This is a genomic window from Rhizobium oryzicola, from assembly GCF_030504645.1.
Taxonomy (GTDB): Bacteria; Pseudomonadota; Alphaproteobacteria; order Rhizobiales; family Rhizobiaceae; genus Neorhizobium; species Neorhizobium oryzicola.
The window spans coordinates 117,223-130,024 of the sequence record NZ_JAUKWQ010000013.1 but is presented as its reverse complement, the minus strand read 5'-3'; the positions used below and the strand labels follow the sequence as shown (position 1 = coordinate 130,024).

The 12,802-nt window shown below is 57.0% G+C and carries 15 protein-coding genes; 3 read left to right on the top strand and 12 right to left on the bottom strand.

What is annotated here, in order from left to right; translation table 11 throughout:
• Positions 1 to 4: 4 nt before the first annotated feature.
• Together Q2T52_RS24425 and Q2T52_RS24420 are read right to left on the bottom strand one after the other, a co-directional pair.
• Positions 5 to 1,159: a glycosyltransferase gene (locus Q2T52_RS24425; protein ID WP_302079532.1), complete on the bottom strand. Its 1,155-nt coding sequence runs from the start codon at positions 1,157 to 1,159 to the stop codon at positions 5 to 7.
• Positions 1,160 to 1,319: 160 nt separating this feature from the next.
• The gene (locus Q2T52_RS24420) at positions 1,320 to 2,942 is read right to left on the bottom strand and encodes an alpha/beta hydrolase (protein ID WP_302079531.1); all 1,623 of its coding nucleotides are present in this window, start codon (positions 2,940 to 2,942) and stop codon (positions 1,320 to 1,322) included.
• A 635-nt stretch (positions 2,943 to 3,577) separates the two neighbouring features.
• Between Q2T52_RS24420 and Q2T52_RS24415 the strand changes: the two genes are divergently transcribed.
• Positions 3,578 to 4,504 carry an AraC-like ligand-binding domain-containing protein gene (locus tag Q2T52_RS24415; protein ID WP_302079530.1) on the top strand — a complete coding sequence of 309 codons (927 nt, stop codon included), beginning with the start codon at positions 3,578 to 3,580 and terminating at the stop codon, positions 4,502 to 4,504.
• Positions 4,505 to 4,528: 24 nt separating this feature from the next.
• On the opposite strand, the gene Q2T52_RS24410 is transcribed toward Q2T52_RS24415, so the two are convergent.
• Positions 4,529 to 4,939: a helix-turn-helix transcriptional regulator gene (locus Q2T52_RS24410; RefSeq protein WP_302079529.1), complete on the bottom strand. Its 411-nt coding sequence runs from the start codon at positions 4,937 to 4,939 to the stop codon at positions 4,529 to 4,531.
• Positions 4,940 to 5,224: 285 nt separating this feature from the next.
• Here Q2T52_RS24410 and Q2T52_RS24405 point away from each other — a divergent pair, with 285 nt between their 5' ends.
• Positions 5,225 to 5,755, top strand: a complete 531-nt coding sequence (locus Q2T52_RS24405) for an invasion associated locus B family protein (protein WP_302079528.1) — start codon at positions 5,225 to 5,227, stop codon at positions 5,753 to 5,755.
• Between the two features lie 39 nt (positions 5,756 to 5,794).
• Here the strand turns inward: Q2T52_RS24405 and kduD are convergent, their stop codons facing one another.
• The 5 genes from kduD to Q2T52_RS24380 all read right to left on the bottom strand — a co-directional run bounded on the left by kduD (position 5,795) and on the right by Q2T52_RS24380 (position 9,743).
• A complete protein-coding gene (gene kduD, locus Q2T52_RS24400) occupies positions 5,795 to 6,547 on the bottom strand; it encodes a 2-dehydro-3-deoxy-D-gluconate 5-dehydrogenase KduD (RefSeq protein ID WP_302079527.1) in 753 nt (250 codons plus the stop codon).
• Between the two features lie 11 nt (positions 6,548 to 6,558).
• Positions 6,559 to 7,407 (bottom strand): 5-dehydro-4-deoxy-D-glucuronate isomerase, encoded by an 849-nt coding sequence (kduI, locus tag Q2T52_RS24395; RefSeq protein WP_302079526.1) that lies wholly within the window; start codon positions 7,405 to 7,407, stop codon positions 6,559 to 6,561.
• Positions 7,408 to 7,446: 39 nt separating this feature from the next.
• Entirely contained in the window at positions 7,447 to 8,118 is a 672-nt protein-coding gene (locus Q2T52_RS24390; protein ID WP_302079525.1) for a GntR family transcriptional regulator, read from the bottom strand.
• Positions 8,119 to 8,201: 83 nt separating this feature from the next.
• Positions 8,202 to 9,137, bottom strand: coding sequence for an alpha/beta hydrolase family protein (locus Q2T52_RS24385; RefSeq protein WP_302079524.1), 936 nt, complete (start codon positions 9,135 to 9,137; stop codon positions 8,202 to 8,204).
• A 69-nt stretch (positions 9,138 to 9,206) separates the two neighbouring features.
• On the bottom strand, positions 9,207 to 9,743 hold the full coding sequence (locus tag Q2T52_RS24380) for a gluconokinase (RefSeq protein WP_302079523.1): 537 nt from the start codon (positions 9,741 to 9,743) through the stop codon (positions 9,207 to 9,209).
• Positions 9,744 to 9,920: 177 nt separating this feature from the next.
• Here Q2T52_RS24380 and Q2T52_RS24375 point away from each other — a divergent pair, with 177 nt between their 5' ends.
• Positions 9,921 to 10,574, top strand: coding sequence for a TetR/AcrR family transcriptional regulator (locus Q2T52_RS24375; protein ID WP_302079522.1), 654 nt, complete (start codon positions 9,921 to 9,923; stop codon positions 10,572 to 10,574).
• 6 nt (positions 10,575 to 10,580) lie between these two features.
• Here the strand turns inward: Q2T52_RS24375 and Q2T52_RS24370 are convergent, their stop codons facing one another.
• From Q2T52_RS24370 to Q2T52_RS24355, 4 genes are all read right to left on the bottom strand, one after another.
• Complete coding sequence (locus Q2T52_RS24370) at positions 10,581 to 11,648, bottom strand: sensor histidine kinase (RefSeq protein WP_302079521.1); 1,068 nt, start codon at positions 11,646 to 11,648, stop codon at positions 10,581 to 10,583.
• A 48-nt stretch (positions 11,649 to 11,696) separates the two neighbouring features.
• Positions 11,697 to 12,074 carry a DUF423 domain-containing protein gene (locus Q2T52_RS24365; protein ID WP_302079520.1) on the bottom strand — a complete coding sequence of 126 codons (378 nt, stop codon included), beginning with the start codon at positions 12,072 to 12,074 and terminating at the stop codon, positions 11,697 to 11,699.
• Entirely contained in the window at positions 12,074 to 12,466 is a 393-nt protein-coding gene (locus Q2T52_RS24360; RefSeq protein ID WP_302079519.1) for a globin domain-containing protein, read from the bottom strand. The genes Q2T52_RS24365 and Q2T52_RS24360 overlap by 1 nt, the downstream gene beginning before the upstream one ends.
• A 92-nt stretch (positions 12,467 to 12,558) precedes the next feature.
• Positions 12,559 to 12,750: a hypothetical protein gene (locus Q2T52_RS24355; RefSeq protein ID WP_302079518.1), complete on the bottom strand. Its 192-nt coding sequence runs from the start codon at positions 12,748 to 12,750 to the stop codon at positions 12,559 to 12,561.
• Positions 12,751 to 12,802 lie beyond the last annotated feature (52 nt).

Here is a 12,802-nt window from a genome sequence, read left to right as displayed (position 1 = left end):
GATGTCAGCCCCCTTCCATCAGGAACTTTTCCCGGGGGATATATCCCGTAACGGACGCCCGGTACTTGGCGATCGCTTCGGTAACACAGGCCCGCAGATCGCGGCGAAAGCGCTCGGCTGAAAATCGTGAGGCGTGGTCACGGCAATCGGCGGCGGAAAACTGCTGCGCCTGTGACCGAAATTGCCTGACTGTTGCGGCAATGGCTTCCGGTGTCGGTTCATCAAAGAACAATCCGGTCTGGCCGTTCACCACGGTTTCGCAGGAGCCTCCACGACCGAGTGCCAATACCGGCGTGCCCTCCGACTGCGCCTCAACCGAGATGATGCCGAAGTCCTCTTCCGCGGCAAATATGAAGGCATGTGCCGTGCCCATAAGTTCGCGCATACGCTGATCGCTGACAAAGCCCGCAAAGCTGACGTTGGGCGTTGCAATGGCACGCAGCCGTTTTGCTTCCGGTCCGTCGCCAGCAACAATCAGTTGCTCATCCGGCAAATCCGCGAAGGCTCGTACGATCGCATCGATATTCTTGTAGGGCACGAGCCGGCTCGCTGCCAAGAAATGGCCGCGCTCGCTGGCTTGTGTTTCGCCGTTGGACAGGTCCACCGGGGGGTAGATCACTTTGGCATCGCGTCCGTAGATTTTGCGGATACGTCGGGCGACAAAATGAGAGTTTGCAATCAGGAGGTCAGGCCCATGAGCGGTCCGGGTATCCCACATGCGAAGATAATGCAGCAGCGGCCGGGCGAAAAAGGTTGTGATCGCATTGGTGTTTCGCGCCAGATAGGTGTGCTGCAGGTCCCAGGCATAGCGGATGGGCGAATGAACGTAGGACACATGCACCTGATCCGGTCCCGTTATAACGCCCTTGGCGACTGCATAGCTGCTGGAGATGATCAGATCGTAAGCCGACAGATCCAGTTGCTCAATCGCAAGCGGCAGGAGCGGCAGGAACGGGCGATGTGACCGACGCACAAATGGGAGCGTCTGCAGAAAGCTCGACTGCGTGCTTCGGATTCCGATTTTCGCTCTGTCCTCGGGGGTGAGAAAGTCAAAAAGGCAGAACACGTCAGCATCCGGATAGCACTGAAGAATTGCCTGCAGAACGCGTTCGGCGCCCCCGATTGTATAGAGCCAATCATGCACAACGGCGACGCGCATCGATATTTCCCTAGTAAGCGCGTTTCATAAGGCAAAGACACATAACATTTCGTTAATATGCCGAATTTGCCGTTTTTTCAGAGGCATGACGAGGCCTTCCGGCGTACCGTTTTGATACGGTCCGTCAGATCTCGAATGACCCTCAACGCGGTTTCAGATGTCAGATTTGTTTCGGTCCGGTTGCAAACGCAGCATCCCGAAGAGCCTGTAGAATGGTTGCCCGCGCATGGCGGGCCGTCATGTTATGCTCGGCATCACGCACAATCCGCATGGTGGCATGATCATAATCCTCGGGAGCTTTCCGACCGAAATGGCGTGCAAGTTCGTCAAGCCCGCCGTCGTTTTCTGCATAAACAAGTATAGACGTCACGCCTCTCATTTGCAGTTGTTTCGCCTGCCGCTGCACGCTGAGGCTGAGCCGGCTGAAGCCGAACACGCGTTGAAAAATTTCTTCCCCAACAGCTTTCAGGATGCGATTGCCCTTGCTGACAAGTGTTGCAAGGCTTATGCGCCCGGAAAGAATACCTTTCAGGGTCTTCAACGAAAAAGCCCGACGCCGATAGTCGGCTATGGAAGAAGTGCCTGAATTAAGGATCTGCTCGAAGGTTTCATCTGGCGCCAGCACCAGCCTGGACGGGTTGACGGCTACGAGTGCTTTCACGCGTGGGTCGCGCGCAGCCACTTGTATGGATGCATACCCGCCGCTGCACAGACCATAGGTGAAGACAGGGCCGAGATCTTCTGCCGCCAAAACCGATACAGCCGCCACAACGTCCTGAAGCTGCTCTTCCGTAAAGAACGGTGGCCCATCAACTGTACCGCTATCGCCAATGCCTCGGGTGTCTATGCGGAAGCTGGCAATACCTTCACGGGCAAGCGTACGGGCAAACTCGACATGCATCCGCGCCCAGCCGATGTGATAGCTGTCACCCGAGTTGATCAGCAGCGCAACCGCGCGCGCCGAACCGCTGAGCGGCCGGCAAAGCACGCCGACAAGTTTCTCCTCGAGACCGAACCGCATGGACGTTTCCAGGAAGCCGTCTCCCTCGAGGCGGGCTGGCGACAAAGAAATTCTCTCCACCGGGTTGGCTGCGGATGGAAAGGTCTCGAGAAGCCAATTGCGAACGTGCCCGAAATCCTCCAGCGGGGTAACGGAGGCGCGGTTATGTGCCACGAAGCCATCATAGCCAGTATAGTTCAATTCAGTGACGATGAAGCCGGCAGTCGTCAGGTTTTTGGTCCATTCTTCGGCGCTGCGTGAGCCCGCCCGCACCACCGCGAGAGCAGGGACAGGCTGCTGCCCTTGTATTTCAGCAGTTCGCAGCGAGGCCAGGTCTGCTGCCAGGGACTTGGATAGCTGGTGTCCCGCGACGTTGACGGTATTGTCCGAAGTTTCCAGCGGCATCCGGAGGTAGGATGCGATCATCTTGCTCCAGGCTTCCAGCTCGCGCATCCCCATGCGCCCTTCGCTTTGCGGCGCCATGATAACAAGCCCTTCCGCGGCAAGTTCGTGGGCGATATGCGGAGCCAGTAATGCACCAACGCCGTGGCCCATGATAATGATCTTTTCGACGCCGGACGTCTGTTTCAGAAAGGCTGCCCCTTCTGTGGCAGCTTGTTTCCAGATGTCGAGCGCGGTGATCTCTTCAGGGTTCCCCAGGCTATCACCGGATCCCGGCCAATTGAAGCGAAGGCAGGTATAGCCTGCGTCCGCCAGCATATTGGCGAGCTCGGCCCAGCCGCGGTGGATCGTGAATTCCTCGAGTCCCCATGCGGGCAGCATCAGAACGCCGACGCTTCCTCCTCCAATGTGCAGAAAGCCGGCACATTGGTGAAAACTGACCGGCGTTCCAAATGTGCAATGTGTGCTCATGTCTGTTCCAGTCGTCCAGCATTGGGACATCTTCGGAAGTTATTTGTCCCGGAATGATACGAAGTTTTTTCTAGCTTCGTATCTCTACATATTGCGTTAAGCCAAGGAGCATTCGAAAGCAAAAGGAATTCCTCATTTATGATCCTAAGTATTCAAGGTGGTTTATTGCTCGTTTAACGTCTGGTTTAACGGCAGTTTTAGATAAATATAAAAATTTTAAATTTCCTCATCGGAAGCCTGCTGCGGTTCGCGGTGAGGGATTGCGCTGAATTCTTTCCTTGGTTGCAACGGACGTTGTCGGGAGAGCGTCATGCTCGGGCGCGGAATCGTTCTGGGTTTGGATTCTGTCGCATGATCATTTATTATAAACTAAAGTAATAGCTTACTTATTGGACCCGCTGGACGACATATGGTCACTGCTTTAATGATAGAGTGACAGAAATCTCAAGCAGATCATTCGAATGAGTGTCCCCCATTCTTCCTTCTCAACGCACGAACTGCCGCCCCATCTTGCTTGGTCTCTTTGGCATGAGCAGATCAGCGTTTTGTTCGATGCGAAGCCGCACAAGACCATTGAGGACGGGTTTCACGTGACCCTGAATGCCTGGATGCTTGGAGAAGCGGCCATCGGCTACATGGCGTCTGGCGGTCAATATTTCGATCGCTCGCGCAAAAAGATCGCCCGCGATTCAATGGATGGATATCTTCTTCAGTTCTATCTGAAGGGGCAGAGCGAAGATCGGCACGGCAGTCACCTTGCACAGGCAGGCGACTTGTATGTGCTGGATATGGCGCAGCCACTTGCCACGACGACAACCGAATGCGCGCAGATCAGTCTGGTGCTTCCACGCCGCTTGTTGGCACAGCATTTGAAATCACCGGATGCGTCGCATGGTCAGGTCATCTCCTCTCAGGAGCCGCTTGTTATGCTGCTGAGGGATACGTTGGTCAGCTTCTACAACAATATCGACAAGATGACGTCAGAGACGGCCGAGGGTGTGTTGCGCCCGGTTATCGACTTGGCCGCCATGGCGATCAATAGCCAGATCGATGAGGAAAAGACAGGTTCGCTCAATGTGATGCTGTTTTCGAGCATACGCCGTCACATCGACCGGCATTTGCTCGATCCCGATCTCACTGTAGAATCGGTCATGCAAGTCTTCGGTTTATCCCGGCGAACCCTGTACCGTATGTTCGAACCTGTAGGCGGGTTTTCGAGCTATGTGCAGGAGCAACGTCTACGGCGCTCCTATGATGCCTTACGGGCTGCCGATATGCGCCATTTGCCGATTTCGACGCTTGCGGCGATGCATGGGTTCGTCAATCCAGAAGTTTTCACGCGGGCGTTCCGCCGCGTGTTTACTATTACGCCGCGGGAGGCGCGCCATCTTGCTTTGAGCGAAGTCCCTGAAACGCGAAATGAAATTCCCGAGACTGCCTGGTCCCGCTGGATCGTGCAGATGGGGCGTTGAGCGCACAGCAAGTGGCGTACCGTCTTACGCGCAGGCAAGTTGGCGCGCATGACGCCGTGGCGGAACTCCGTAGCGACTCCGGAAGGCCGCTATCAGGTTATTGGCATGGCCATAGCCCACAAGATAGGCGATTTGCTTAAGAGGCATGTCGGTCTCCTCTAGCATTCTGCGAGCGGCCTCCATCCGGCATTCGCGCAGATGACCATACACAGTGGTGTCGAAGATCTGCTTAAAGCCGAACACCAGCCGCCTCTGGCTTAAGCCGACCGCCGATGCCAGAGTCGGGATCGACGCATTGCAGGCAAGGTTTGCGTGGATGATAGCGCTGGCTTTCAGGATGGCAGCTCGCTCCCTGTCGGTGAGACTAGGTTCAGCAGCCACCTGCTCCGCAAGGTTTTCCGAGACGATGACGGTAAAGGTTGAGGTGTTGAACATGTGCGCACTAATCAGATTATTGATGTCGTTCGGACATTGCTGATCCGGTTTTGATAGCGCAATGAAGAACTTAAATAGATCCGTCGAATTGATCTCCTGTGCCGGATAACCGACCCTTCATGCCAAGCTAAGTTGATTTGATGTGATGAGACCTCACCCTGATCCTGCCGCAGGAAGATCTTGCGCGCGGATAAAGGCTGTGCGAACGGAAGTGCCAACCTGCCTCGTAGCCGTGAAAGTCAGACCAGTGCTGCGACCAACACGCCAAGTTTCTCTGGAGTCGATATGGGAAAGCCAAAGCTGCCAGCAGCGATCGCGATAGCCTTTATATGCCTCGGATTGAACCATCCGGCGGCGGGTGCATCGCTTCCCGGGGGGGCAAGCACGCTTCTGGAAACCTATGATGACTGGGCGGTGGCCTGCCGCGCCCAAAGCAGTGTCGTGGGCTGTGTTCTTCGGCAGGTTCAAAGCAACGAGCAGACGGGCGAGCAAATGCTGGCGGCGGAACTTCGCAACCTGCCGGAGGGCCGTATGGATGGGGCATTGCTTCTGCCCTTCGGCCTTGCCCTGGCAAAGGGCGTCAGCTTGAAGGTTGATGATACTCCGGCGCTGCCTGTCGTGTCGTTCTCCACTTGTATGCCGGGCGGATGTGTCGCGCCCGTGAAGTTCGACGCGCCAACCGTGACGAAGCTCAAGTCCGGCAGTGCGCTGAATGTCAGTGCCACTTTGCTGGCCAGCGGCGAAGTGATCCCGATGAAGCTTTCGATGAAAGGCCTTTCGAAGGCCATTGCCCGCGCCGCCGAGCTCATGAAGTAGGAAAGGCGAGCACCGGCTCGCCTTCCTGTCCGATAGGTTTCAGCGTGCCAGCCAGCCGCCATCCACCGCCAGAATCTGCCCAGTGACATACGAGCTGGCGGGAGAGGTCAGGAATAGGACAGCCGTGTCTAGGTCCGACGGTTCGCCCCAGCGACCAACCGGAATGCGCTCAAGAATGGAACGGCTGCGGTTCGGATCGTTGCGCAGGGCTTCCGTATTGTCGGTTTCCATATAACCCGGCGCGATCGCATTGACGGTGATGCCCTTGGGCGCAAGCTCGTTTGCCATCAGCTTGGTGAGGCCGGCAATGGCGTGCTTGCTGGAGGTGTAGGACGCGACGCGGATGCCGCCTTGAAACGAGAGGAGCGAGGCGACATTGACGATGCGGCCTGCAATCGACTTTTCCAGCATGTGGCGAACAACTGCCTGCGACAGCACAAATGCGCTCTTGAGGTTGATGTTCATAATGTCGTCCCAATCCGTCTCCGAAAACTCCGTAAAGTCGGCGCGACGGATCTGGCCCGCATTGTTGACGAGAATGTCGATATTGCCACGAGCGGTGAGACCCGTAACCACGTCTCCGATGCCGGATGGATCGGTCAGGTCGTAGACCACTTCTTCGAAGCTGCGGCCCATTGCCTTCACCTTCGCCTCAGTATCCGGCATGGCGCGGGAACCGAGTGCAATAATGTCGGCACCGGCGGCTGCAAGAGCCAGCGCCAGGCCTTGGCCAAGACCGGTGCGGGCGCCTGTCACCAGCGCGCGCTTGCCCGAAAGATCAAACAGGTTCATGAGCCTTCTCCTTACTTCAGATCCTTCATGGGCACGAAGTCCATGTCCGTGAAGGACTGGTTGTCACCTGCCATGCTCCAGATGAAGGCGTAGGACGAGGTGCCAGAGCCGCAATGGATGGACCACGGCGGCGACAGAACAGCCTGTTCCGACCGAACGATCAAATGACCGGTTGCCTGCGGACGGCCCATCAGATGGACGACGAAGGCATCTTCAGGAATTTCGAAGTAGATATAGGCTTCCATGCGTCGATCATGCAGATGTGCCGGCATGGTATTCCAGACGCTACCTGGTTCCAGACGCGTCAGACCCATCAGCAACTGGCAGGTCGGCAGCACCTTCGGATGGATATACTGGTAGAGCTTGCGCTTGTTGCAGGTCAGCTGGTCGCCCAGATTGTTCTCGATCGCATCCGTTTTGGTGATGATGCGCGAGGGGAAGGTTGCATGCGCGGGTACGCTGTTGATGTAAAACTTTGCCGGCGCGGCAGCATCCACGCTTTCGAAACGGATCTCGCGCGTGCCCATGCCAAGATAGAGGCCGTCCTGAAAGCCCACTTCATAGGTTGTGCCATCCGCGATGACGCGACCGGGACCGCCAATATTGATGAGGCCAAGTTCGCGGCGCTCAAGCAGGAATTCTGCGCCGACCAGTTTGGCAAGTTCTTCACCCACGCTGAGGGCAGCCGCGCCCGGCATTGCGCCTGCAATCAGCATGCGGTCGTAATGCGTATAGGCAGCATTCAGTTCGCCAGTTGCAAATAGGCGCTCAATCATGAAATTTTCACGCAGTTCTGCGCCTGTCATGGCTTCCGATTGCGTGTAATGCACCGCGTGGCGCGTTTCGATCTTGGTGGTCATTTGTCTCACTCCCTGTGATTGATGTCTGGACAGGATGGGTTATTCGAAAAGATCCGGGTGCTGCGCTTCAAGTCGGGGCAGGTCGCGCAACAGGTCCGAAAGGTGAAGGTTCAGCGCCTGTTCGGCTGCGCTGACGTCGCGGGCATCAATGGCCGCAAGGATGGCCCGGTGTTCGGCTACCAGCCGCTGTAGCGCCTCCGCATTGCGAAGAGAAAGACAACAGGCCCGATCGATATGGGCCTTGAGATCCTCCACCACTGTCCAGGCCATGGGAAGGCCGGCACCCTCGGCCAGAAGACGATGAAAGAGATCATCGAAGCGGCGGAAGGTCGTCCTGTCGCCTGCTAGCGCTGCCCTTTCCTGCTCAACTAGGCAATCGTCCAGCCGGCTGCGTGCATGGAAATGGAAGGAATTACAGGCTGCCTTGGCGACAGCCTTTTCGATGGTTTCGCGGACGAAGGCAGCCTGCATAAGCTTCGAGACCGAAATGCGCGCGATGACGGCACCGCGCTGCGGCAGAATTTCCACCAAGCGGCTCTTGGCGAGTGAAATCAGCGCTTCACGACCCGGCTGGCGGGAGGAACCGTATAGCTCGCCTATTTCCTGTTCGGAGATTCGTGCGCCAGGCGGCAGGGCGAGGCTGAGGATATCGCTTCTCAGTTGCCGTTCCACCTTATGCGCAATGCTTTCGCCTGCCGGTTTCGCAACCATAGACCATCCCTGTCAACATCGGCATACACTTCCATACAATCATTGAAGGCGTGCCACAAGCGCAGTCTTCTAAATGGTGCTGGTCACAAAAATGCGATGGGTTGGAAGGGTTCCGGCACCTTACGATGCTGCAGCCAGCCGAGCACGAGTGGCCATAGGCATGCCTGGAACCGGTCGTGAAAAAACGCAAAGTGTCCGATCGGCTCACCGATATCATCGGGGGAGATCCGCAACTGATAGCGGTGGCAGCCTTCGAAATACCGAAGCAACCTTTCAGCGGCGGCCGGCGTCGCGAACTCATCATCTGTCATGTTGATGGCAAGCAAGTCCGCCTTCATGGCCCGACATCGATTGACAAGTTCGTTTGCAGGCGTTCGGCCAAGGCCACGCCGGCCTTTGCGCAAGCTATCTTCAAAGCGCGGCCCCATCCGCGCCCAATCCAGTGCCACACCCTTGGGTGTATCTTCCATCCATCGGAGGCGCTTGGCCGGAAAGTAGCCAAAGATATGGGATAGGAGCGGCATCACTACGTGCCACTTGGCGATCATCTCCAGCCGCTTATGGGCAGCATAGTCCCGCCAGTGGGCGTATTGCGCGCCGACGGTGACGACGCGTTTTAAGCGGACATTGGAGGATGCGAGGCCCAGCGCAAAGCCACCGATCGAGTGGGCAACAACATGAACGTCAGCACCAGCTGCTTCAAGCAATGCAAATTGCAATGCCGCTTCGAAATCTTTTTCGCCCCAATCGGCCCAGTCGGCATCAAAGCCCTTGAGAGCGGAGAGTCCGGACGCTCCGATGCCGCGATAGTCGTAGGTCAGCACGTTAAAGCCGTGGCGGCAGAGATAGCTGGCGAAGCGTGCGTAATAGCGGCATCTAACGGATGTAGCAGAATTGATGATAACCGTTTCCGCGGGATGGCCTGCGATCTCGGCGCGCCAGAACCCCCCCCCAAGTTCAAACCCGTCTGCGGCCTTGAAGCGAACCGGTACGCCTGCGCTGTTTTGTCCGCCGTCCATGGCTCCCCCGTTTCTCGCAATGTGATGCGAGGGGGTGGGAGAGCGCAATTCGCCGAAGGTCTAACTTGCTTAAGGTTGAGGCATTCTTTCGCGGAGCCTGCGTATAATGTCCGACGTGAGAGATGGCAGCGTCTGGTCGATATCGACAGTCACCGCATCCTCGTCTGCACCCGGAGGTTCCAAGGCAGCGAACTGGCTGTCGAGAAGCGTCGTCGGCATGAAGTGGCCGGTGCGTGCGCCCATGCGCGATGCAATCAGTTCTCGCGAACCTGACAGATGGATAAAGGTCACCGGGCCGCCGGTTTCTTCGCGAATCTTGTCGCGGTAGATTCGCTTGAGGGCAGAACATCCGATGATGGTCACTGTTGTGCTGTCGTGTAGCTTTTGTCCCACCTTTGCGAGCCAAGGCCAGCGATCCTCGTCCGTCAGTGGTTCGCCGCGACTCATCTTCGCGATGTTCTCGGCGGGATGCAGATCGTCTCCATCGAGATAGACTGCAGTGATCGCTTGGGCCAGTGCCTCGCCGACGGTTGATTTGCCGCTGCCCGCAACCCCCATCAGAACCATGTGCTGTGGCCAGCGTATTGCCTGGTATGCATTGTTCATCGTGGAAATATTTCCTTTTGCTCATCGGCCTCGGCGGGCTGAAGACTGCAGAGGATATAAAGCCTAGTGCGGCAAGGGGAAAGGTCCACATGCCCCTGCAGTTTATGCTACCTCTGGACGTGTGTGCGGTTTTGCGAGTAAACGCTAAATTATATCCGTCAAATCGGGGGACGCCGGATGGACAGCAGCAATCGGGGGTACCGCCAAGACGCGAGTCAGATGCCGCGCCGCAGAAAGTCGCCCAAGGGTGAGGTGAGGCGCGAGGCCATTCTATCTGCTGCCATGAAACGTTTTGCCGATGACGGATATCAAAGCGCGTCTTTCGCCGCTATTGCCGAAGATGTCGGCCTCTCCCTTCCGGGCTTACTGCACTATTTTCCCAGCAAGGTTCATCTGCTTCTCGCAATCCTCGACAAGCGAGATATGGATAGTGCGACGCTGATCGGCGCCATGCCACTCCATTGGAAGGCCTATCTCAACGGTCTTGTGGAAATTACCCGGATGAATACGTCCATGGCTGGGGTAGTCCGTACATTTGCGATCCTAAATGCAGAAAGCCTGACCTTGGATCATCCGGCGGCGGCATGGTTTTCTGAACGTGCCAGGACATTGCGCGAGCAACTGGCGCGCTCCTTCAGAGAGGGGATTGACGAAGGTGAAGTGAGAGCCGATGTGAAGCCGGATTGCCTTTCCGCGGAAATCATCGGCTTCATGGACGGGCTGCAGATGCTCTGGCTTCGCGATCCTCAAGGGGTCGATATGCTTCGGGTACTCAGCGACTATGTCGAGCGGCTCATCCGAGATGTCGGGGTAACGGCTGCTTCAAGTTAGGCCTGCTTAGACTTGCCCTACAGAAGCAATCTTTTGCCGTTCCCGCGGCATCGGCGATGACATTACAGGCGCTTCTTGTGATTTTGCCGGAAGCTTCAACGTGCAGACCAGCCCAGTTTCGGCAAAGTCCATTCTCGCACTTCCGTTGCCTGGCGAAAGAACCGTCTGAATAAGCTTAGAGCCGAAACCGCGGTGTTGAGGTGCTGTGACTGGCGGACCGCATTTTTCCTGCCAACGCAGCGTAATGCCTTCCTCGGAATGCGACCATTCGATTTCGATCAGTCCATCAGAGGTGGAAAGGCTTCCGTACTTCGCCGCGTTCGTCGCCAGTTCGTGAATCACCAATGCCAAGCGCGGTGCGGTCTCCTCATCAATGACGACCCGCGGTCCTGTCAATCGAATGCGGTCGCGGTCATAGGCACTCAGCAGCGCCTCCAGCAGGCCGCGAAAATCGTTTGGTAGGGTCTGTCGTCCCGCAGAAATACGATGAGCTTCTGAAAGCGCCCGTAAGCGTCCTTCAAATCGTGGCATGAAATCTTTGGGCTCAGGACTTGATCTCGCCGTCATCTGTGCGATCGCCTGAACGAGCTGCATGATATTGCCGACCCGGTGGCGCATTTCTCGCGCCATGACATCGGCCTGCTCTTCAGCTTGTTGAAGTGCGTTCAGCAGATGCCGGAATGCGTGGATGATCGCGATGATGAGCAGGCTAAAGAAGACGAACATGGCAGTTGCGGCACTCGCACTCGCCAGGTGCGGGTCCGGGTTCGCCAACCAGCGAATCCAGGCAAGGCCAACAGCTGCGCCAACCACCGTCGCACCTGCCGCCCGACCGCCAAAGGTCGATGCGATCAGCACCGATGGGAAAAAGGTTATGAAGGGCGCCCCCACCATCACCGTGGTCAACACGGAACGCACCAACACTGACGCCAGAACGCATAAGGCCGCGATCAACTGACCGCGCAGGAACGACGGTTGCGGCGCCAGAATATAGCGCATCCAGTGCTGCGTATCTGCAAGAGGTCCACGCTGCGCCATGCCATACCCTCCATGGTCTGCAACATCATCGACCATGTGGTTTGACTAATCAACCGTTCGAGTTGCGTAAATTCTGATAAGAATTCAGTTTCTTTGATTTTGAACGGGGAAAAATGCGCCGAGAGCCAGCATCAGCCATCCACCGATCATCAGAAGGCCCCCGCTGGGTGCCGCGAGCGGAAAGGCACCGTTCTCAGTAAAATGACGCATCAGGAGGTCGGCGGTAAACAGAAGTGTACCTAGCCCCAGCAATAGGCCTGCAGGCAGGGCGGTTCGTAAACGGTTTTGAGCCAGATAAAGACCCAGCAGAACAGGTGCATGCGCAAGGCACATGGCAGAGGCCGATCCCAATAATCGTGTATCGCCCCCGTGACTTGCCGCTGCGGCCAATGCCACACCTGCAGCACCCAGAAGACCGGCCAGCAGGAGAAGGACTCGGAAGATCATTTGCGGGGACGACATTATTCCTCCCGGTTCTGCATATGATGGGCCAGGCGCTCGATTGGCGCCCAGATGATCTCCCGCAGTTTCGGATTGGCGATGGTGTGTTCCATCGCGCGTGAGAAGCAGAGCAGCCATTCGTCACGCTCAGACGAACCGATGGGGGCACCGAAATGACGCGAGCGAAGCCGGGGGTGGCCGTATTTCTCGACATAGACGGGAGGACCGCCGAGATAGCCGGTGAGGTAATCGTAAAGCTTGGCTTCACTGCCTGAGAGATCGGTGGGGTGAATGGCCCGGCAGCGTGCCGCTTCCGGCAATTGGTCCATCAGCTCGTAAAAGCGGCGGGTCAGCGCTCTCACCGTGTCATCGCCACCGATCGCCTCGTAAAGCGTGATTGTCTCGTCCGTCATCATGGATCCGTCGTTTATCTACGAAGGTGTTAGCCTTCGACGGATTTCAGGACAAGAGGCACTGTGCCGCAGAGAGATCGGCCGACTACCGATCAGCCCGTGCCAGGATCGGTTTCGCTGCCTTGCCCGGAGCCCGGAAGGGATCCGGTGCCGGGTGTCTTGTCGTGGTCCGTCAGCTGCTCGCGCGCGTGAGGGCCGGCCGCTGGCGTTCCTTTCTGAGTTGCATCCAGAACATCGCCCTTTTCGACGGCCTTCTGCGCCTGCTTGTCTTCGTCATGAGCCATGATTGTCTCCTTTCTTTCGAAAGCAAACGCGGGCGACAAGAGCGAGTTCCAG

Coding starts and splice junctions, on each gene's coding strand:
- Q2T52_RS24405 (WP_302079528.1), top strand. CDS start 5,225: ATGGGAAAGCCAAAGCTGCCAGCAGCGATCGCGATAGCCTTTATATGC.
- kduI (WP_302079526.1), bottom strand. CDS start 7,407: ATGACCACCAAGATCGAAACGCGCCACGCGGTGCATTACACGCAATCG.
- Q2T52_RS24355 (WP_302079518.1), bottom strand. CDS start 12,750: ATGGCTCATGACGAAGACAAGCAGGCGCAGAAGGCCGTCGAAAAGGGC.
- Q2T52_RS24360 (WP_302079519.1), bottom strand. CDS start 12,466: ATGACGGACGAGACAATCACGCTTTACGAGGCGATCGGTGGCGATGAC.
- Q2T52_RS24375 (WP_302079522.1), top strand. CDS start 9,921: ATGGACAGCAGCAATCGGGGGTACCGCCAAGACGCGAGTCAGATGCCG.
- Q2T52_RS24425 (WP_302079532.1), bottom strand. CDS start 1,159: ATGCGCGTCGCCGTTGTGCATGATTGGCTCTATACAATCGGGGGCGCC.
- Q2T52_RS24420 (WP_302079531.1), bottom strand. CDS start 2,942: ATGCTGCCCGCATGGGGACTCGAGGAATTCACGATCCACCGCGGCTGG.
- Q2T52_RS24390 (WP_302079525.1), bottom strand. CDS start 8,118: ATGGTTGCGAAACCGGCAGGCGAAAGCATTGCGCATAAGGTGGAACGG.
- Q2T52_RS24385 (WP_302079524.1), bottom strand. CDS start 9,137: ATGGACGGCGGACAAAACAGCGCAGGCGTACCGGTTCGCTTCAAGGCC.
- Q2T52_RS24365 (WP_302079520.1), bottom strand. CDS start 12,074: ATGTCGTCCCCGCAAATGATCTTCCGAGTCCTTCTCCTGCTGGCCGGT.
- Q2T52_RS24380 (WP_302079523.1), bottom strand. CDS start 9,743: ATGAACAATGCATACCAGGCAATACGCTGGCCACAGCACATGGTTCTG.
- Q2T52_RS24370 (WP_302079521.1), bottom strand. CDS start 11,648: ATGGTCGATGATGTTGCAGACCATGGAGGGTATGGCATGGCGCAGCGT.
- kduD (WP_302079527.1), bottom strand. CDS start 6,547: ATGAACCTGTTTGATCTTTCGGGCAAGCGCGCGCTGGTGACAGGCGCC.
- Q2T52_RS24410 (WP_302079529.1), bottom strand. CDS start 4,939: ATGTTCAACACCTCAACCTTTACCGTCATCGTCTCGGAAAACCTTGCG.